Below are 19,506 nucleotides of genomic sequence, written 5' to 3'. Positions count from 1 at the left end.
AACTAGCAAGACTGGCATCAAAGTATTCTTTGCTGATCCATACAGTCCTTGGCAAAGAGGTACTAATGAAAACATGAATAGGTATATCAGACAATTTATACCTAAAGGTACTAACTTTAACAATATATCTCATCAATACATTAGAAAGTTACAGATAGACTTGAATAATAGACCTAAGAAATGTTTAAATTACTTGACACCTAATGAAGTACATTTTGGTATCTCTATAAACATTGAGAATACAATCTAGCGGATATTAAAAGCAAGAGGCGTTGGAAATTTTTTACTAGATCTATAATTATCTTGGTTGTCTTAGTTATAATTATTCCTGGCTTATTTAGCTCATCAAAGGAGCTTACATCTCATATAGGATTAGTTAAAATTGAGGGTGTAATAGCCGAAGATGCTGAGGCGAATGCAGAAAGAATTAATAAAAGTCTAGATGATGCTTATGCTACCAAGGCAGTTAAAGGCGTGATTGTTGAGATAAATAGCCCAGGAGGCTCACCTGTACAGTCTGATGAGATATATTCTCATATGAGATATCTGCAGAAGAAATATCCAAATATCCCTATGTATGCCGTATGTACAGATGTTTGTGCAAGTGGGGGGTACTATATTGCAGCAGGTGCAAAAGAGATCTATGCTAATAAAATGACTATAGTAGGTTCTATAGGAGTTATAGGCAGTGGTTTTGGCTTTACTGGGCTTATGGACAAGCTAGGTATAGAGCGTAGGACATATACATCAGGCTCTAATAAGGACTTTTTAGATCCTTTTTATCCAGAAAGGCCGGAGCAAACAGCACAATTTAATAAGCTTTTAGATGAGACGCTCAAGTGTTTATAACAGCTGTTGAGCAATCAAGAGGTGATAGATTGAAAGATAAGGCTATGGATACAACATTCTCAGGAGAGCCTTTTAGTGGTATTCAAGCATAAAGGATGGGACTAATTGATGGCTTTGCTTCGATTAATCAACTTAAGCGCGATAAGTTTAATAGTTTAGATATCGTTGATTACACGCAGCCATTAGATTTTTTGACAGCAGTGTCAAATAAGCTTGGTAATAGTATTTATTATAGGGCACTTTCAGAAACAAGCTTTAGTCTAAAATAAATACATTAGGTGTTGAAACATCTGATAACCATGATTATAATCGATATTATACTAAGTTTTCTAAACTAAACATAACTAAGGAATAGAAATTATGAAAAAGACTATATTAGGTGCGATGATTGCTGGTGGTCTAATGGTATCTGCAACTACTGCTATGGCTGGTGGTGTGGGTTTCGCTAACGTTCAAGATATATTTGAGACTTCACCTTTAGGTAAGGCAAAAGTTACTGCTGATGAGAAGAAGCTTAAGCCACAGATGGATCAACTTAAGCAAAACATCACAGCTTTACAGCAAAAAGTAAACTCTTATACTGAAGAGAAAGATGATGTTCAAGCAGATGATGCCAAAGGTGATACTAAAGATGCTCAGACAGCTGAAAAAGCAGAAACTCAGGATAAGCAACAAGCTCAAGCTGATCTTGAAAAAGCAATGAGAGAATATCAGAACTTGATGAATCAGGTTCAAAAGATGGCTTCTGATGATGCAGATGCATTTAAAGATGCTTTAACTAAAGCTTCTGCTCAAGTAGCTAAAGATAAGCAATTAGATGCTATCTTACCTGCTGAAATGAGTTTATATAACGTTGATAGTATCAGCGTTACTAAAGATGTTATTGCTAAAATGCAATAAATTCGATTCTACAAATAATTCAATATCTTTTTTCTAAAACTCTTTTAAACTTACTAACATCTAAAAGTCGCTTTTTTTTAACTATAAAGCTATGTATAATCTTAGTTTAGATATAAGTAATTAATTGAAAAAAGAAAATTTAAATCATGGAAAATTTGGGCTATTTTGTATCACAGAACTTACTGTTTTGTTTGTCGTTTATATTATTATTAGCTATCTATATTGTGTTTGAGTTTACACAAACTAAGAAAGCTCAGTATACGTTATCAGTAGCAGATGCTGTAATCACTGTTAATAGAGGTAAGGGAGTATACTTAGACACAAGAGACCAAGAAAGTTTTGCTAAAGCGCATATTGTTGGAGCGCATAATATTAAGCTAGAAGAGATAGCTCAAAAGCAGAATAAGCTAGCTAAGTATAAGTCTAAACCTATAGTTATATACGGCGATAATCCAGAAAAAGCGATGCAAGGGTTGCGTAAAGAAGGTTTTGAACAAGTTTTTGTACTTAAAGGTGGTTTAGCAGCATGGCTACAAGCAAGCTACCCTGTTAAATCATTGTCAAAATAAGAAAAATTATAAAAATTATTAAGGATCATAGAATGGATCAGCAAGCACAACCTCAGTTTCAAATTCAGAAAGTTTATGTAAAAGATATGTCTTTCTCTGCTCCTAACTCGGATAAAATATGGACTACAGCATGGAAGCCAGAGCTACACACTGATTTAAAAATAGAAGCGATCAATCTTCCAGAAGAAAACACTTATGAAAGTATTCTGACTCTTGAAGTCAAGGTTAAAAATGAAGGTATAGTTGCTTTTGAAGCAGAAGTAAAGCAAGCAGGAATTTTCACAGTATCAAATATGCAAGAGGCTCAAATTGAGCATGCAAAAAAAGCATTTTGTCCTAATATTCTGTATCATTACGCACGTGAAGCTATTTCTGATTTAGTCAGCAGTGGAGGCTTCCCTCAGCTATGTTTATCTGCTGTGAATTTTGATGCTATGTACCAAGATTCTTTAGAAAAGCCTGCTGATAGTAAGCAACACTAAGATTTATAGGAGTTTTAGTTAGTTATGAGTAAAGAAAAAGCTCTAGAGTCCGCACTCTCTCAAATTGAGAAGCAGTTTGGTAAAGGTTCTATCATGAGATTAGGCGATCAAGAGACTGCTCATGATATAGATGTTATTCCTTCAGGGATTATTGCTCTTGATGTCGCATTAGGGATAGGTGGATACCCTAAGGGACGTATTATTGAAATATATGGACATGAGTCATCAGGTAAGACAACTCTTACTCTTTTAGCAATTGCTCAATGTCAAAAGCAAGGTGGCACAGCAGTATTTGTTGATGCAGAGCATGCATTAGATCCTAAATACGCTAAACTTTTGGGGGTGGATGTCGATAATCTAATAGTTTCTCAACCAGATACTGGTGAGCAAGCCTTAGAGGTTGCAGATATGCTAGTTCGCTCAGGAGGTGTTGATATCGTTGTCATAGACTCTGTTGCAGCACTTACACCTAAAGCCGAGATTGAAGGTGATATGGGTGATTCTCATATGGGTCTTCAAGCAAGACTGATGTCACAAGCTCTTAGAAAATTAACAGCAAATATCAAACGCTCAAATACTTTGGTAATGTTTATTAACCAAATACGTATGAAGATCGGAGTAATGTTTGGTAATCCTGAAACTACTACTGGTGGTAATGCTCTTAAATTCTATGCTTCTGTAAGGTTAGAAGTTAGAAAAGGTGGCGCAATTAAAGATGGTGTTGATGTTAGTGGTAATGAGATAAAAGTTAAGATTGTCAAAAACAAAGTAGCACCTCCATTCAAGCAAGCAGATTTTGAGCTTATTTATGGAGAGGGAATATCTCTTGAGGCAGAACTTATAGATCTTGGTGCTAAACATGAGATTATAGAGAAGTCTGGGGCTTGGTATAGTTATAAAGGTAAAAAAATTGGCCAAGGTAAAGAAAAGTCAAAAGAGTACCTAAAAGAAAACACTCTTGAGCGTGATGAGATAGAAAAAGCGTTATTGCAACTTCTATTGCCTCAGAAATATGCTGTACAAGAGCAAGTACAACCAGAATCTAAATCAAAGCAGTCTAAATCAAAGCAAGCTTCAGAACAAGCTACTCAAGATGAGCTTATCTAAAGAAAAAAATTATCTATTATATCTGCTAGCTAAACAAGATTATTCACGTAAACAACTTTTTGATAAACTTACAGCCCGTGAGAATATTTCAAATGACGAAATAGTTACGCTTTTGGATGAGTTTGAGAAGCATAAATGGCTGTCTGATGACAGGTTTGCACGAGTATTTATAATAAGTGAAATTTCTAAATATCGAGGCAAGCGAAGAATTGTAAATACAGCTGTTTACCAAAAAGCAGTTAATTATCTTTTGTATAATGGCTTTAATTTTGATGAGATAAATTTTGCAATTAGTGGGGAAATTTAAGTAGATAAGTTTTATTTTCAAACTTTTTTACTGTAAGATTTAGTATTAGAAAGTTTAAAAATATAGGAGTTAGAAATGGCCAAAGGAACAGTTAATAAGGTTATTTTGTTAGGTAGATTGGGTAATGATCCAGAAGTTAGAACTACGCAAAATGATACTACTGTAGCAACATTAAGTATCGCTACTAATGATGGTATGGGTGAAAATATAACTACAGAATGGCATAGAGTAGTTGTTTTTGGTAAGTCTGCAGAGGCAATTCAAAGATATGCAAATAAAGGAACACAACTTTTTATAGAAGGTAGACTTCGTACTAACAAATGGCAAGACAAAAATGGTAATATGCAATATACAACGGAAGTTGTTGCTAGTAATTTCCAATTTGTTGCCGGAGGTAATTCTCAAGGGAGTTCAAACTATCAAAATAATCCCAATCCGAATTTTAATCAGCAGCCGAATAATAATTATCCCCAACATAATCAACAGCCTGCACCAAAGCAGGATAAAATGCCAGATTTTGCTGAGATTAATTCATCAAATTTTGATGATGATATACCATTCTAGTCATATATAGAACCATATTAAAATATAGTGCACTAACTGTCACTACCCGCTATATTGTTATATAATATAGCTACTTCTTATTTTATTTTTTCATTTGATTTATGTCATACATATTAGTCTTAAACTGTGGAAGTTCATCAGTCAAATTTGCACTAATGAATCCCCAAACTTCAAAATCACTTGTTACAGGTCTTGCAGAAAATATTGGAGCTAGCAACTGTAAGATAACTTTTAAAACTCAACAGAAAGTTCAGAAGCATATAGAAAATGGTGAGTACAAAGATATATTTGAGCTTTTAAAAGATTTTTTAGTAGAAAATAATTATTTAGAAAAAATTTCTGCGATTGGTCATAGGGTGGTTCATGGAGGTCAGTATTTTTCAAAATCTGTAATTATAGACAAAGATTCATTACAGAAGATAAAAGATTGTATACCTCTAGCACCTTTACATAATCCAGCACATATTGAGGGGGTACTATTTTGTCAGCAAATATTCCCTAACTTACCTCAAGTAGCAGTATTTGATACAGCATTTCATCAAACTATGCCTGAGTATGTTGCAGAATATGCGATACCTAGAGAGCTAACGTGTGAGCATAATATACGTAAATATGGTGCCCATGGAACTTCACATAAATATGTTTCTCAACAGGCTGCGAAAATATTAAATAAAGATGTTGCCAATGTGATAGTTGCTCACTTAGGCAATGGTTGTAGTATCACAGCTGTTGTTAATGGTAAAAGCATTGATACAAGTATGGGACTTACTCCGTTAGATGGACTTGTCATGGGAACTCGTTCTGGCTGTATAGACCCTAGTGTTTTTGCGTATATTTCAGATAATCTTGGCTGGAGTATTGTAGATATCACAAATATGCTAAATAAAAAAAGTGGTCTATTAGGAATCTGTGGTCATAGTGATATGCGAGAGGTTTCTGAGCTTGCTGATAATGGCGATAAACTAGCTAAGCTAGCTATTGAAATATTTTGCCATAGGATTGCCAAGTTTGTTGGTAGTTATATGATTTATTTTAAAGAGTTTGATGGATTGGTTTTCACAGGAGGCATTGGTGAGAATGCCACTAATATTCGCAAAAGTTTAGTTTCTAAGTTAGCGAATATAAGTTTTGAGATAGATGATGCTAAAAATGTGGAATCAGAAACATTTATAAATGCTAAGAATAGTCATAATATAATGGTTATTGCAACTAATGAAGAGCTAATGATAGCTCAAGAAACACAAAATTTGATATAAGAGTTTGCTATGAAAAAATCAATACTTATCCTTCCGACATCAAAACATACTGGTCTTAGAATTTTGGCAAGTAGTGTGGTATATGCATTACAGCAGAAAGGATTAAAAGTTGACTCATTTCATCCTATTTACAATATGGATATGAGTATCGAGCAAATAGAATCATATTTGCTTAATAATCGTGTAAAAGACTATGTTAAGATAGTTCTAAGTAAGTTCTATGAAAAATGCCAAGATTCAGATTTCGCTGTAATATCTGGATTGTTTAGACAAGGTAATAACTACCATAGGTTATATCCATTAAATGCGATTGTTGATGAGTTGAATATAGAGATCATAAAAGCTCTTGGCTCGGAAGTAATAATAGTCTCATACCATGGTAATAAACCTATAAATGATATCAACGATGAACTTGATTATGCTATGCGTAGTTTACCAAGGCAGATTAATATTATGGGTGCTGTAATTACAAAATTAAACGCACCTTATGACGATGATGGAAGAGTTAGTTTTAGCTTGACTGAAGAGGATATTACTTATGATAAGCAGCAACATGTGGGTATAGATGAGCTTAAAGAATTATCAGTATTTAAACAAAAAGGATTAGCTCTTTTGGATGTGATTGAGTGGGATAAGGAAAGAACCTCACCAAGGATATTAGATATCAAAAATATTCTTAAGCTAAATCATATATCAGAAGTTGGTTTAGAAGCTCGAGTTGATAGAGTAATGATGTGTTCAAGAGGAGTTGATAATTTTATAAGTGATTTGACTCCAAATTCTTTGATTATAACTGCTGCTGATCGATCTGATATATTAGTAACAGTTTGCTTGGCTGCAAAAAATGGTATGAAGATAGCAGGTATTATTTTAACAGCGGAAGAATATCTTGATAGTAAAGTTAGAGAGCTATGTGTAGAAACTGCTAAGAAAGCAGGATTGGCAATTCTGACAACAAAAAATAAAAGTGTAAATACAATTTTAAAACTGGCAAGTATTGATCTAATGGGAATAGCAATTGATGATAAAGAGCGTATTCAAAAAGTCAAAGAAGTAATATCTTCATCATTAGACAGAGACACAATAGTTAGATCTATTACGTCAGATATCACTGAGCATCAAGTTATGTCGCCTCCAGCATTTAGATATCATCTTTTGAAGATGGCTCGAAAAGCCAAAAAGAGAATTATTTTACCAGAGAGTTATGAGTCAAGAACTTTACAGGCAGCTAAAAACTGTCATGAGCAAGGTTTGGCTGAGTGTGTACTTATTGGAGATAGAGATAAAATATTTAAAGTGGCTGAGATGAACGGTTTTAGTTTACCTGAGAGTATCGAAGTTGTAACTGTTGTCGATGAGGCTGCGGCAAAATACCTAAAAACATTGATGGAGCTTAGAAAGCATAAAGGTTTGTCTGAAAGTATGGCTCGAGATGCGCTAAAAGATCCAATAGTTGTAGCAACACTTATGCTTTATTTGGGTGAAGTTGATGGATTAGTGTCTGGTGCTGAGCATACTACTGCAGATGTTCTTAGACCAGCATTACAATTAGTCAAAACTAAGCCAAACTCATCACTAGTATCATCAGTGTTTTTTATGTGTATGCCTGATGAAGTTATAGTATTCGGAGATTGCGCTGTTAATCAAGATCCTACAGCAGAGCAGTTAGTTGACATCGCAATACAAAGTGCCGAATCCGCTAAGAAGTTTGGCATTGAGCCTCGTGTTGCGATGATTAGTTATAGTACAGGTTCATCAGGCTCTGGAGTTCAAGTTGAAAAGGTGCGTAAAGCTACAGAGCTACTTAAACAAAGTGCTCCTGATTTATTGGTAGATGGACCACTTCAATATGATGCTGCTATGATCGAGAGTGTCGCAAAGAAAAAAGCTCCAAATAGTCCAGTTGCAGGTAAAGCTACTGTACTAATATTCCCTGATTTGAACACAGGTAACACTGTCTATAAAGCAGTCCAACGAAGTGCAAATGTATTAAGTATAGGACCTGTGTTACAAGGTATAAATAAGCCTGTTAATGATTTATCTAGAGGTGCAACTGTAGATGATATAACTTATACAATTGCGATAACAGCTATTCAAGCAATATAAAACTAGGAGGCAAATATGTCTAACAAGCTTCTAAAAAAAGTGATAGATAAATACTCTTTTTCTGGTGCAAAAAGTTTTGATGTAGTTAATCCTGCTACAAATAAGTCAATTTGTCGTTTAGAAGAGAAATCGTCAGAGTATGTTGAGGATAGTATTCTAGTAGCTAAACATGCACAAAATATATTTAAAAATATTCCTTCAAGCGAAAAATCGAAGTTATTAGAAAAATGGTTTGATTTGATAATAGAAAATTCTGATGATTTAGCAGAGATTATCACACTAGAGAGTGGTAAGCCTCTCGCTGAAGCAAAAATAGAAGTTCTATATGGAGCTAGCTTTATCAAGTGGTATGCAGAAAAGGCAAAAAGAATAGATTCACGTATTTTTGATCCAAATATTAGTAATTCTGAGGGGAGGGTGGACTATTATCCTGTTGGTGTGGTTGCTGCAATTACACCTTGGAATTTTCCTCTTGCGATGATTACTCGTAAGGCAGCTCCTGCAATAGCTGCTGGATGTAGTGTCATTGTCAAACCTTCTGAGTTAACGCCTTTGACAGCTTTTGCTGCGCGCGAACTTTTTATAGAGGTTGGAGCTGATGAGAATCTTTTACAGATAGTATGTGGTGATTCAAAGGTCATAGGTCATGAATTTCAGAAGAGTAATTTAGTTAGAAAAATCACTTTTACAGGATCAACAAGAGTTGGCAAACTTCTAATGCAGCAAGCAGCGGATACTGTTAAGAAAGTTTCTCTAGAGCTGGGAGGTAATGCACCATTTATAGTCTTTAAAAGCGCTAATATCGAAAAGGCTATTGAAGGTTTGCTAGCATCGAAAATAAGAAATGCTGGTCAAGTATGTGTGGCTCCAAATCGTGTTTTTGTTCATCAGTCTATAAAAGAAGATTTTATTGCTAGATTGAAGTCAGCTGTTCTTGATCTTAAGCAAGGTAATGGTTTAGATGAAGGTATTAAAGTAGGGCCTTTGATTAATGCCGCAGCTGTCGAGAAAGTACAGTCTCATGTTGATAATGCTTTAGACAACGGAGCGAAGCTAGTTTGTGGCGGTAAAGTAAATCAAAATTTGGGGGGTAACTTTTATGAGCCTACTATCTTAGATAATATGCAGGATAGTATGGTTATCAGTTGCGAAGAGACCTTTGGACCAGTTATAGCTATTTTTAGTTTTGAGTCTGAAGATGAAGTTATCCAAAGAGCCAATAATACTAAGTATGGTTTAGCAAGCTATTTCTTCAGTAGTGATATGAATCAGATTAGAAGAGTGAGAAATGCTTTAGCTTATGGAATGGTAGGTATAAATTCAGGAGCTATCTCAAATGAAAAAGCACCATTCGGTGGGGTTAAGCAATCAGGTCTTGGTAGAGAAGGGTCTGATGATGGTATTTATGAGTTTTTGGAAGCTAAATATAGTTTACAAAGTTTTATATAAGTATGTTTATCGTTTGCTACTTATTTCCTATTATTTTTTTACTGTAAAAGGTTGTTCTTATTTTTAGAATCGTGTAACTTGGTCTTATAGCGCTGATTTAATGTATCAACTTGCGAGCGCTTTATAAATTCTGCTAAAGCGTAGTTTGTTGTCTTTGATATTCATTTATAGACCATCCGCTTTTGCAGATGGTTTTTTTGAAATAGTTTTTCTAAAACCTTTCCAAAAAAGCCTTAATTTTTAAATAAATGCTACAATTTATCATTTTTTATATGTGGTTTAAAGACTAAGAGGAGTATAAAAATGAGTATTAAAGAAAAAGAAGGTTTGATAGAACGTTTAAATAAAGGTCCAGTTATCTGTGCAGAAGGTTTTATTTTTGAATTAGAAAGACGCTGATTCTTGGCATCAGGTGAATTTGTGCCAACAGTAGTTTTAGATATCCAGAGATTGTAGAAGGATTACATAGAGAGTTTCAGCATGCAGGTTCTGATGTAGTAGAGGCTTTAACCTATTATGCGCATAGAGAAAAGCTTAAAGTAGCAGGGCAGGAGCATATTATAGAGGATTTGAATAGACAAGCTCTTAGAATCGCTAAAAAAGTTGCTGATTCTGCTCCTAAAGGAGTTTAGCCAAATTTGATGGCGGGTATATTTGCAACTCAAATATTTGGAAGCAAGGAGATAGAAAGGCTTAGCTAGAAGTTGAGAGAATGTTTGATGAGATGGTGACTTGGGCAGTTGAAGAAGGTGCTGATATGATAATAGGAGAAACATTTTCCTATGCTGAGGAAGCATTTAAGGCCGTTGAAGTAATCAAAAAATCTGGCTTACCAGCAGTTTTAACAATAGCTCCAATGGGTCAAAACGTGATGTTAGATGGCTGGTCAATTGTTGATATGTGTAAAGAGCTAGAGCAATTAGGAGCAGATGTCGTAGGCTTAAATTGTTTTAGAGGTCCTCAGACAATGCTTCCATATCTCAAAGATATTCGTAAAGCCGTTAAATGCCATGTTGCAGCGTTACCTGTTCCATATAGGACAACAGATGATCATCCAACATTTTTTAATCTACCAGATAATAATAGTTGTAGTTGCTCATCACCACATGGTAGACCATTCCCTACAGCATTAGATCCGCTGTTTTGTAATCGTTACGAGATTAGAGAGTTTGCTAAAGAGGCTTATGATTTTGGGGTTAATTATTTAGGAGTCTGTTGTGGGGCAAGTCCTGCTTTGATTAGAGAGGTTGCCGAAGCCGTAGGATTAACAGTACCAGCGAGTAAGTATAGAGAAAAAATGCAAAACCATAGCATGTATCGAACACATCAGCGAATAGCTAAGCATATACAAGCGTATGGAGATAAGGCTTAAATCTATATCTCTTTTTATAGTCTCTATTTCGAGGGTATTAAAATGGGCAGACAAAAAACATTAGAACTTCTGTTATTAATATTAGCAGGAGGAGTTATATATCCAATAGTTTATCTTAGGCAAAACTTTCAGGATCAAATGCTTGCAACCTTTAATATAAGTATTTTTCAATTGGGTAATTTGTATTCAATATTGGGCTTATCATTTTTCTTGGGATATGTTCCTGGTGGTTGGTTAGCAGATAAGATTTCGATGAAAAAGCTAATTACATTCTCTCTAATTGGTACAGGCTGTATTGGTTTTTATTTTTCAACTGTTCCATCTTTTTACTCTTTATGCTTTGTATATTTAGGATGGGGTATAACTACAGGCTTATCCTTTTCTGCAGCTTCTTTGAAACTGATAAATATCATTGCTGGTAAAAATGCTCAAGGTAAGTTTTTTGGAGCCTTTGAGGGAGGTAGAGGTCTTGTTGAAGCTATATTAGCAACAGCTGCAGTATATATTTATTTTATAACCGCAAAGAAAACTTCCGATAAAGATCCTCAAGCTTTAATAAATGTCATATTAATGTATTCTGCTATTTGTATTTTTGTCGGTATAATTTTTTGGTTCTGCTTCAAGCAAAGTCCAGATATAAAGAAAATTGAGAGAATAGTTAAAGGTAATTTATTAGAAGATTTAAATATGTTGTACTTATAATTTTTTGTGCATATCAAGTATTTTGGTCAACATTTAGTTTCTCAGGTTATTTAAATGAATCAGGATTTGGATTAACGACCTATATGGTTGGAGGCATTATTGCTTTGAAACTTTGGACAAAGCCTTTTGGTGCAATGTGTGCTGGAATTTTTGCTGATAAGTTTTGTATATTAAAAACTTTGCTATTAATCATGATTTCTTTGTTTTTATTGAGTATTTCAGCTATAGCGATACCTATGTTTTTTAACAATACCTCGATAATTATTGCTATTGTAATGTTGTTTGGAATAGTAACTTATGCAGCAAGAGGAACTTATTGGTCTACTATAGAGATGTGCGATTTTCCAAAAGAGATATTAGGTTTAGCTATAGGTGTGGCAGCAATGTTATCTTTTTCACCAGATATATTACTACCTATACTAAATGGATACTTATTAGAAACCTATCCCGGTGTTAGGGTATCAGCTATATTTTGTGTATATGGCTATAGTCTCTTTAATTGGTGTCTACTCATGCATTGCTTTTTATAGATTAGATAAGAAGATTAAAGCTAAGGCTTATGCAGAAAATTTTAGTGATTATGAAATATAATTAAGATAAAAAAATGGCACAAATAATCGAACTGCTAAGCATATGCGAGAATACGGTCATAGAGTCTAATTTTTAATAAATATCCTATCAGTTTCTTCGTCTAAGAGTATATAAATCTTTACGTCTATCTCTTAGATTTTTGACACTACCAAACTGATTTAATTCACGAAGTAGATTAATATCAACATCTACTATTAGTATCATCTCAGTATTTGGAGTGGCTTCAGCTTTTATACCTGTAGGAGGGAAGGCAAAGTCACAAGGTGTGAATACCATAGATTGAGCATACTGGATGTCCATGTTGTGTACATTCGGTAAGTTACCCACGCTACCCGCTATAGCAACATAGCACTCGTTTTCTATAGCTCTAGCTTGAGCGCAGTTTCTAACTCTTGAGAAGCCGTTTTGAGTATCTGTCAAAAATGGTACAAAAAGAATATCCATGCCATCTTCAGCAAGTATTCTACTTAATTCAGGGAACTCTGAATCATAGCAAATCAATATACCAATCTTACCGCAATCAGTATCAAATACTTCAAGCTTGTCACCACCTTGAAGTCCCCAAACCATAGCTTCATCAGGAGTTACATGAAGTTTCTCATACTTCTCTACAGTACCATCTCTACGGCATAGATAGCCAACATTATATAATTTTCCATCTTTCATTTCAGGCATACTTCCTGTAATGATATTGATGTTATAAGTTATAGCGAATTCTGAGAATTTATCAGTAATTGTTTGAGTATGTTTTGCAAGCTCTCTAATTGCTTCAGGTTCTGATAAATGGTTATTCTCAGCCATTAATGGAGCATTGAAAAACTCTGGGAATAATGCAAAATCAGATCTATAGTTGGATACGGCATTTACGAAGTATTCAGCATGTTGCATTAGTTCATCTAAGCCTTTATATGGACGCATTTGCCATTGAATTAGTCCAAGACGGACATCTCTTTTTATAGGAGCTGCTTCTTTTGCTTCTTCTTCATAATAGATATTTGTCCATTTTAGTAATATTGCAAAGTCATTAGATTCGGTATCACCTTCTAAATATGATTTGACAACTCTAATTGGTTGAAAATCATTACTCATCTGAAAGCGTAAAACAGGATCGTGTAGTTCTTGTCTTTTAAGTTTGTTGATATACTCTTGAGGAGTCATTTTATCAGCATATTCATGATATCCAGGTATTCTGCCACCGATAATAATGCTTTTTAAATTTAGTCTTTCGCATAAATCTTTTCTGTAGTCATAAAGTCTACGACCTAGACGCATACTTCTAAACTCAGGCTTAACAAATAGATCTATACCGTATAACACATCACCTTCATCATCGTGGGTATTGAACGTATCATTTCCAGTGATTTCTTTATAAGTGTGTTTATGACCAAATTTTTTGTAGTCAACGATAATTGATAAAGCACATCCAGCTAACTGATCATTAATTTTTATAACGACTTGTCCTTCCGGGAATTTCTTTATTAGAGTATCTATTTGGTGATTTTCCCAGTAAGGGTTTCTAATATTGTAGACTTCTATCATAGCCTCTTTGAGTTCTTGATAGTCATCTGGGCTTAAGTAATCAAGTTTGATATTTTCTACATTTACCATTTTTTAGTTGTTTGAGTTTAAAAAAGATAGTTAATACAAAGTATATTACTATAAACTTTAGTTTGTAAATGCCTTGATCAAATTTAATTTAGTATTGTAAGCGTATTAAATTTTCATAATTATCTAAATTTTTATTTGTATCAACTTAGTCTTCTCTATTATTTCTTGCTATAATATCGTGATTAAATTTTGTCTATTTATTTTTTAAAAACTTTTGAAGGGTTGATTTAAATGAGAACACATTATAGTTCAGATGTTAATGAGAAGTTACAAAATCAAAAAGTAACAATTTGTGGTTGGGTGCATAGACGCCGTGATCATGGTGGTGTTATTTTCTTAGATATTAGAGATAGAACTGGTCTAGTCCAGTTAGTTTTTAATCCAGAGAGTAAGGCTTTTAAAGTAGCAGATAGCCTAAGAGGTGAGTATGTAATCAAAGCTACAGGTACTGTGAATCTACGCCCTGAAGGTCAAGAGAACAAAAATCTTGCTAGCGGTAAAGTAGAAATTATTGGTGAAGATTTAGAGATTGTAAATAAGTCTAAAACTATCCCGTTTCAGTTAGATGATTTCCAATCAACTGGTGAAGATGTCAAGCTTAAGTATCGTTATATTGATTTACGTCGTCCGGAAATGCAAAACAAATTAATTACACGTTCTAAAGCTATTAGATATGTGCGTAATTTCTTAGATAATAATGGCTTCTTAGATATCGAAACACCATTTTTGACAAAAGCAACTCCAGAGGGCGCTAGAGACTACCTTGTACCAAGTCGTAATTTTAATGGGAAGTTCTATGCTCTTCCTCAATCGCCTCAGCTATTCAAACAGCTTTTGATGGTTTCGGGCTTTGATAGATATTATCAGGTTGTTAAATGTTTTCGTGATGAAGATTTGAGAGCTGATAGACAGCCAGAGTTTACACAGATAGATATCGAGGCTTCATTTATAGATGAAGCATTCATTATGTCTACTATGGAAAAAATGATTGCTGGTCTTTTTGATGCAGCTATCGGTGTCAAGTTTGATACTCCATTCCAAGTAATGAATTATGCAGAAGCTATGGATAAGTATGGTTCAGATAAGCCAGATCTTAGAATCCCTCTTGAGTTTGTAAATATCAAAGAAGATATGAAAAACGAAGAGTTTAAGGTATTTTCAGGACCAGCAAATGATCCAGAAGCTCGTGTGGTAGCTATGCGTGTGCCAGGTGGTAATGATAAGCTTAGCCGTAAGAAAATCGATGAGTACACTAAGTTTGTTGGGATCTATGGAGCAAGAGGCTTAGCATATATCAAGATTAACTCACTATCTGAAGGTAAAGAAGGTTTACAGTCTCCGATTGTGAAAAATATTTCTGAAGAGACACTATTCAATGTGATTGAAAAAACAGGTGCTCAAGTTGGTGATGTATTATTCTTTGGTGCAGCTAAAGCTAAGATTGTTAATGATTCTATGGGAGCATTAAGAGCTAAAATTGGTGAAGGCTTTGAAATATTCACTAAAGACTGGGCACCATTATGGGTTGTTGATTTTCCCATGTTTGAGAAAGATGATAATCGTTTATATACTGTTCATCATCCATTTACAGCTCCTAAGGTTGATACTGTTGAAGAGCTTACTAAAGATCCAGAAAACTTACTTTCAAGAGCTTATGATATGGTTATCAATGGTTATGAAGTTGGTGGTGGTTCTATTCGTATTCATAGACAAGATATGCAGGCTAAAGTATTTAACTTATTAGGTATCTCTGATGAGGAAGCTCGTGAGAAGTTTGGCTTTATGCTAGATGCGTTATCTTATGGTACGCCGGTTCATGGGGGTATTGCATTTGGTGTGGATAGATTAATTATGCTACTTACAAATACTACAAATATTCGTGATGTGATAGCATTTCCTAAAACTCAGACAGCTAGCTGTTTGATGACAGAAGCGCCATCTAATGTTTCTCTTGAGCAATTAAATGAGCTTGGTATAGCTGTTAAGAAAGAAGATAAATAATCTCTAAGTTAATTCAATTTTTCTCAAAATTAGCATTATTGATTTTTGCTAGTTATCTAAGATAAAGTTATTCAGTAATTTAAGACTCTAAAATATCTTTATTTTCAGTTTTTGTCCAGTGAGCATTTGGTCTATCAATGTATTGAAAATAATCACTAGTGAAAGCTCCTTGTATACAAGTCTCTCTACTATGTCTAAAAGTAGTGTTTTCATCATTCATGATTGCTTCCATCACACCAGGACCTGTTAAGTACCAAACACCTAAATCAGATCTGTTAGCTTCGATATTTTTAAGGATAATATCAATGTACTCTTTAATCTTTGAATTATTTGGAGCCGCTGCGAAAAAATAGTTAGTTGCGTAGTACTTTTTAGACTCATCTGTTTCTTTTCTATGTTTAGCTTTTATAAACATTTCATTTTTATCTTTTAAAAAGTTCTCAGGTCTAGCTACAAGACAGCCATCCATATCTATATATAGACCACCATTTTTGTATATAGCCAATAGTCTCCATAAATCTGCTTTAGCTGCTCCTACGGTTAGCTTTTTATACGCGCTTAGAGCTTCTGGATGATTTTCGGCAATATATTTATCTGCAGCATCATTATCCATGAATCTATACTCATAGCGTGGAGCCATAAAACGATTAAACAAATAATTTACATATAATGGCAGAGTTACTTTATTAGTAAAGTTTGTTTGCCAAATAATTCTAGGGACATTTGATTGATTGTTTGTTTTTATAAGTGGTTTGCTATAGTTTGGAAGAGTGAATCTTTTTTTTGGGAATATCTTATGAAAAAGCTTGGATACTAGCTTGACTATATTTCCTATAATTCTGATAAATCTACTGCGTATAATATAGACATTTAGCATAAAAATATAAACTATTGAATGTTATAATCTCATCATTATAACATCCGAACTTTTTTTATGTTACTTGAAAATCAGAGCATCAAAAATGCCTTAGTAATTTTTAAATCAAAACCTGCAAAGGTTGTAGAGATATTAGATAAAAAAATAGAAATAGAAACTTTAGATAGTAAGAATATAAAATTACCTTCAAAAAATGTCCAAATACTCACAGTTGTAGAAAATGATTTTGATTTGGATAAACTTGAGAAATTAGAAATTCCTGAGTTAGAGTTAACATGGGAGTTATTACAAGAGCAACAACAAACATCAATTGATGAGTTAAGTGAGCTTCTTTTTGAATCCGTAGGAGCTAATCAAGCTTATACTATATGGCTTTTGGTTTCAGAGGGAGAGTATTTTAGCTTTAATGAAGACTTTACTATCAATATTCATTCACAAGAGCAAAAAAATCAAATAGTTAGCGATAAACAAGAGAAGCTCAAAAAAGAACAAGAACTAAATGATTTCATAGAGCGTCTTAATAATAAGACTTTTAATATTGAAGACGCAAAGTTCCTTAAAGAGATAGAGGCTTTAGCAACACTTAAAAGTACAAAGTGTCGTTTCTTTAAATACTTAAATATGGAAGAGTCTGAGAATAGTGCGTATAAGCTACTCTTGGATATTGGTTATTGGGATGAATTCTTTAATCCTTATCTATATCGATATGGTGCTGAGTTAGAAAGTAATTCTGCGGAATTTAAATATAATTCTGGGTCAGATAGTCAGCGTGTCGATCTAACGCATCTGACTGCTTATGCTATAGATGATGAGGGTAGTAATGACCCTGATGATGCGATTAGTTGGGATGCTCAACAAAATAAAATGTGGGTTCATATAGCTGATCCATCGTCTAGTATTAGTTTTGGCGATGAAGTAGATCTTGAGGCTAGAGCGCGAGGTTCTAACTTATATTTGCCAGAGCATATAATTACGATGTTGCCACCTCAAGCAACACAAAAGTTAGGTTTAGGCCTACAAGAAGTATCTCCAGCTTTGTCAGTAGGATTTAGACTTGATGAGTCAGGTGATATTCATGATATTGAGATATGTTTTAGTAACATAAAAGTTACTAGATATTCTTATGAGTTAGTTGAAGAAAATATCTCTGCTCTAGAACTTGGAGACATAGAGGTTTATACTAAATATTTCACTGATAAGCGTTTGGCAAAGGGAGCGGTAGAACTTGATTTTCCTGAGATAAAAATATCATTAGATAATGATAAGAATGTCAAGCTAACTGACTTACCACGCTTAAACTCAAGAACATTGGTACGTGATACTATGCTGATGGCTGGAGTTGCGATTGGACAGTTTTGTAAAGAAAATAATATTTGTGTACCTTTTTCGACACAGCCGGAGCATGATCTTGAGCAAGATGATTTAGATAATATTGACTCGATAGCCGATATGTTTGCAACACGTAAAAAGCTCCAAAGAGGTAAATACTCTACAGAACCTGATGTTCACGCAGGTATGGGTTTAGACTCTTATGTACAAGTGACAAGCCCTCTAAGAAGATATTTAGATTTACTTGTTCATTATCAATTACGCAATTTCTTAGAAAATAAGCAAATGATTGGTATTGAGGATGTTGATAATATAATCGCTCAAGTAGATATTCCTATTAAGTCAAATAGGCAAACGGAGCGTTTTTCTAATTCTCATTGGAAATTAGTCTATCTAATGCAGAATCCTAATTTAGAGTTCCAAGCAGCAGTCATTGAAAAATTAGATAAAGGTCGTTTAATGGTTTCTATTGCAGATTTAGCGATGACTAAAAAACTTGCTGTTAGTGGTAAGTATGATTTAAATGATCAAATAAAATTACAAAACACCTCTGTAAACCTTGTTACACAAGAGGCTTTCTTTAAGGTTATTGAAGAGAATTAACCGAGTTCTAACAATAAATCAACAGTTTTATCCACAGGGTGTAAAAAATAGCTGTAAATAAATCATTAAGTATTTTCTGGATTGTTAAACCATTGTATAGCAATAGTTTTGAGCTTTTCTCTAATCTTTACTAAATTAGTAAATCAACACTTTTCACAAAAATCTCATATAGATATAAACAAACTTATCCACAATTGGTGTTGATATTATTCTTTCACAGCTTGAATTACTTAACGTGCAATGCTTTGAGGATGGTTTAACTTTTTAGATATGCTAGATTGTATTCTCAATGTTTATAGAGATACCAAAATGTACTTCATTAGGTGTCAAGTAATTTAAACATTTCTTAGGTCTATTATTCAAGTCTATCTGTAACTTTCTAATGTATTGATGAGATATATTGTTAAAGTTAGTACCTTTAGGTATAAATTGTCTGATATACCTATTCATGTTTTCATTAGTACCTCTTTGCCAAGGACTGTATGGATCAGCAAAGAATACTTTGATGCCAGTCTTGCTAGTTAGCTTCTTATGTTTAGCAAACTCTTTACCATTATCAAATGTAGCTGTTAATATTTTATGACCATTAGATACTTTGTACAATATTCTATTGATTGAATTAGCTGTTCTATCTATAGACTTGGCTAAAATAGTAAATCTGCTAGCTCTATCGACCATTGTTACAATAGCACTTTTATGGTCTTTACCAACAATAGTGTCACCTTCAAAGTGATAAAGATTTTTTCTATTAGCACTGCTAGGTCTTTCAGAAATACTCGCTCTATCCTTTATCTTAACTTGTTTAGAGTCACCTTCTTTTTTGTATTTATATTG

At 33.9% G+C, this 19,506-nt stretch carries 19 protein-coding genes and 1 pseudogene; 17 read left to right on the top strand and 3 right to left on the bottom strand.

What is annotated here, in order from left to right:
• The 15 genes and pseudogenes from F8C69_RS03125 to F8C69_RS10490 all read left to right on the top strand — a co-directional run.
• Positions 1 to 250 (top strand): IS30 family transposase (locus F8C69_RS03125; protein ID WP_159183763.1); only part of this gene is annotated, 250 nt, incomplete at its 5' end.
• Between the two features lie 44 nt (positions 251 to 294).
• Positions 295 to 1,118, top strand: a pseudogene (locus F8C69_RS03120) (S49 family peptidase).
• A gap of 91 nt (positions 1,119 to 1,209) precedes the next feature.
• The gene (locus tag F8C69_RS03115; RefSeq protein ID WP_159184156.1) at positions 1,210 to 1,749 is read left to right on the top strand and encodes an OmpH family outer membrane protein; all 540 of its coding nucleotides are present in this window, start codon (positions 1,210 to 1,212) and stop codon (positions 1,747 to 1,749) included.
• 146 nt (positions 1,750 to 1,895) lie between these two features.
• Entirely contained in the window at positions 1,896 to 2,318 is a 423-nt protein-coding gene (locus F8C69_RS03110) for a rhodanese-like domain-containing protein (protein ID WP_159184155.1), read from the top strand.
• A 32-nt stretch (positions 2,319 to 2,350) separates the two neighbouring features.
• Positions 2,351 to 2,800 (top strand): protein-export chaperone SecB, encoded by a 450-nt coding sequence (gene secB, locus F8C69_RS03105; protein WP_159184154.1) that lies wholly within the window; start codon positions 2,351 to 2,353, stop codon positions 2,798 to 2,800.
• Between the two features lie 24 nt (positions 2,801 to 2,824).
• A complete protein-coding gene (recA, locus tag F8C69_RS03100) occupies positions 2,825 to 3,907 on the top strand; it encodes a recombinase RecA (protein ID WP_159184153.1) in 1,083 nt (360 codons plus the stop codon).
• Positions 3,894 to 4,214, top strand: a complete 321-nt coding sequence (locus F8C69_RS03095) for a regulatory protein RecX (protein WP_159184152.1) — start codon at positions 3,894 to 3,896, stop codon at positions 4,212 to 4,214. Before recA ends, F8C69_RS03095 begins: the two co-directional genes overlap by 14 nt.
• A gap of 75 nt (positions 4,215 to 4,289) precedes the next feature.
• Positions 4,290 to 4,778, top strand: a complete 489-nt coding sequence (locus tag F8C69_RS03090; protein ID WP_159184151.1) for a single-stranded DNA-binding protein — start codon at positions 4,290 to 4,292, stop codon at positions 4,776 to 4,778.
• A gap of 101 nt (positions 4,779 to 4,879) precedes the next feature.
• Positions 4,880 to 6,034 carry an acetate/propionate family kinase gene (locus F8C69_RS03085; RefSeq protein ID WP_159184150.1) on the top strand — a complete coding sequence of 385 codons (1,155 nt, stop codon included), beginning with the start codon at positions 4,880 to 4,882 and terminating at the stop codon, positions 6,032 to 6,034.
• A gap of 9 nt (positions 6,035 to 6,043) precedes the next feature.
• Positions 6,044 to 8,140, top strand: a complete 2,097-nt coding sequence (gene pta / locus F8C69_RS03080) for a phosphate acetyltransferase (protein WP_159184149.1) — start codon at positions 6,044 to 6,046, stop codon at positions 8,138 to 8,140.
• 15 nt (positions 8,141 to 8,155) lie between these two features.
• Positions 8,156 to 9,589: an NAD-dependent succinate-semialdehyde dehydrogenase gene (locus tag F8C69_RS03075; RefSeq protein WP_159184148.1), complete on the top strand. Its 1,434-nt coding sequence runs from the start codon at positions 8,156 to 8,158 to the stop codon at positions 9,587 to 9,589.
• A 416-nt stretch (positions 9,590 to 10,005) separates the two neighbouring features.
• Entirely contained in the window at positions 10,006 to 10,221 is a 216-nt protein-coding gene (locus F8C69_RS11015; RefSeq protein WP_307838293.1) for a homocysteine S-methyltransferase family protein, read from the top strand.
• 80 nt (positions 10,222 to 10,301) lie between these two features.
• Complete coding sequence (locus tag F8C69_RS03070; RefSeq protein ID WP_252988795.1) at positions 10,302 to 10,961, top strand: homocysteine S-methyltransferase family protein; 660 nt, start codon at positions 10,302 to 10,304, stop codon at positions 10,959 to 10,961.
• 42 nt (positions 10,962 to 11,003) lie between these two features.
• Positions 11,004 to 11,663 (top strand): MFS transporter, encoded by a 660-nt coding sequence (locus F8C69_RS10495; RefSeq protein WP_234384227.1) that lies wholly within the window; start codon positions 11,004 to 11,006, stop codon positions 11,661 to 11,663.
• An 83-nt stretch (positions 11,664 to 11,746) separates the two neighbouring features.
• Complete coding sequence (locus tag F8C69_RS10490) at positions 11,747 to 12,193, top strand: MFS transporter (RefSeq protein ID WP_234384228.1); 447 nt, start codon at positions 11,747 to 11,749, stop codon at positions 12,191 to 12,193.
• A 148-nt stretch (positions 12,194 to 12,341) separates the two neighbouring features.
• On the opposite strand, the gene F8C69_RS03060 is transcribed toward F8C69_RS10490, so the two are convergent.
• The gene (locus F8C69_RS03060; RefSeq protein ID WP_159184147.1) at positions 12,342 to 13,862 is read right to left on the bottom strand and encodes a carbon-nitrogen hydrolase family protein; all 1,521 of its coding nucleotides are present in this window, start codon (positions 13,860 to 13,862) and stop codon (positions 12,342 to 12,344) included.
• Between the two features lie 231 nt (positions 13,863 to 14,093).
• Here F8C69_RS03060 and aspS point away from each other — a divergent pair, with 231 nt between their 5' ends.
• Entirely contained in the window at positions 14,094 to 15,863 is a 1,770-nt protein-coding gene (gene aspS, locus F8C69_RS03055; RefSeq protein WP_159184146.1) for an aspartate--tRNA ligase, read from the top strand.
• Between the two features lie 79 nt (positions 15,864 to 15,942).
• Here aspS and F8C69_RS03050 read toward each other — a convergent pair whose 3' ends face one another.
• Positions 15,943 to 16,518 (bottom strand): glycosyltransferase family 32 protein, encoded by a 576-nt coding sequence (locus tag F8C69_RS03050; RefSeq protein ID WP_234393246.1) that lies wholly within the window; start codon positions 16,516 to 16,518, stop codon positions 15,943 to 15,945.
• A 279-nt stretch (positions 16,519 to 16,797) separates the two neighbouring features.
• Between F8C69_RS03050 and F8C69_RS03045 the strand changes: the two genes are divergently transcribed.
• Positions 16,798 to 18,672, top strand: a complete 1,875-nt coding sequence (locus F8C69_RS03045) for a ribonuclease catalytic domain-containing protein (RefSeq protein ID WP_159184144.1) — start codon at positions 16,798 to 16,800, stop codon at positions 18,670 to 18,672.
• 273 nt (positions 18,673 to 18,945) lie between these two features.
• Here F8C69_RS03045 and F8C69_RS03040 read toward each other — a convergent pair.
• Positions 18,946 to 19,506 (bottom strand): IS30 family transposase (locus tag F8C69_RS03040; RefSeq protein WP_159183759.1); only part of this gene is annotated, 561 nt, incomplete at its 5' end.

Origin of the sequence: Francisella noatunensis subsp. noatunensis, assembly GCF_009823375.1 — a bacterium.
In the GTDB taxonomy this organism is placed as follows: domain Bacteria; phylum Pseudomonadota; class Gammaproteobacteria; order Francisellales; family Francisellaceae; genus Francisella; species Francisella noatunensis.
Note: the sequence above shows the minus strand (reverse complement) of the source record. Positions and strands in the feature narration are given on the sequence as shown.

Coding starts and splice junctions, on each gene's coding strand:
- F8C69_RS03115 (WP_159184156.1), top strand. CDS start 1,210: ATGAAAAAGACTATATTAGGTGCGATGATTGCTGGTGGTCTAATGGTA.
- F8C69_RS03110 (WP_159184155.1), top strand. CDS start 1,896: ATGGAAAATTTGGGCTATTTTGTATCACAGAACTTACTGTTTTGTTTG.
- secB (WP_159184154.1), top strand. CDS start 2,351: ATGGATCAGCAAGCACAACCTCAGTTTCAAATTCAGAAAGTTTATGTA.
- recA (WP_159184153.1), top strand. CDS start 2,825: ATGAGTAAAGAAAAAGCTCTAGAGTCCGCACTCTCTCAAATTGAGAAG.
- F8C69_RS03095 (WP_159184152.1), top strand. CDS start 3,894: ATGAGCTTATCTAAAGAAAAAAATTATCTATTATATCTGCTAGCTAAA.
- F8C69_RS03090 (WP_159184151.1), top strand. CDS start 4,290: ATGGCCAAAGGAACAGTTAATAAGGTTATTTTGTTAGGTAGATTGGGT.
- F8C69_RS03085 (WP_159184150.1), top strand. CDS start 4,880: ATGTCATACATATTAGTCTTAAACTGTGGAAGTTCATCAGTCAAATTT.
- pta (WP_159184149.1), top strand. CDS start 6,044: ATGAAAAAATCAATACTTATCCTTCCGACATCAAAACATACTGGTCTT.
- F8C69_RS03075 (WP_159184148.1), top strand. CDS start 8,156: ATGTCTAACAAGCTTCTAAAAAAAGTGATAGATAAATACTCTTTTTCT.
- F8C69_RS03070 (WP_252988795.1), top strand. CDS start 10,302: ATGTTTGATGAGATGGTGACTTGGGCAGTTGAAGAAGGTGCTGATATG.
- F8C69_RS10495 (WP_234384227.1), top strand. CDS start 11,004: ATGGGCAGACAAAAAACATTAGAACTTCTGTTATTAATATTAGCAGGA.
- F8C69_RS10490 (WP_234384228.1), top strand. CDS start 11,747: ATGGTTGGAGGCATTATTGCTTTGAAACTTTGGACAAAGCCTTTTGGT.
- F8C69_RS03060 (WP_159184147.1), bottom strand. CDS start 13,862: ATGGTAAATGTAGAAAATATCAAACTTGATTACTTAAGCCCAGATGAC.
- aspS (WP_159184146.1), top strand. CDS start 14,094: ATGAGAACACATTATAGTTCAGATGTTAATGAGAAGTTACAAAATCAA.
- F8C69_RS03045 (WP_159184144.1), top strand. CDS start 16,798: ATGTTACTTGAAAATCAGAGCATCAAAAATGCCTTAGTAATTTTTAAA.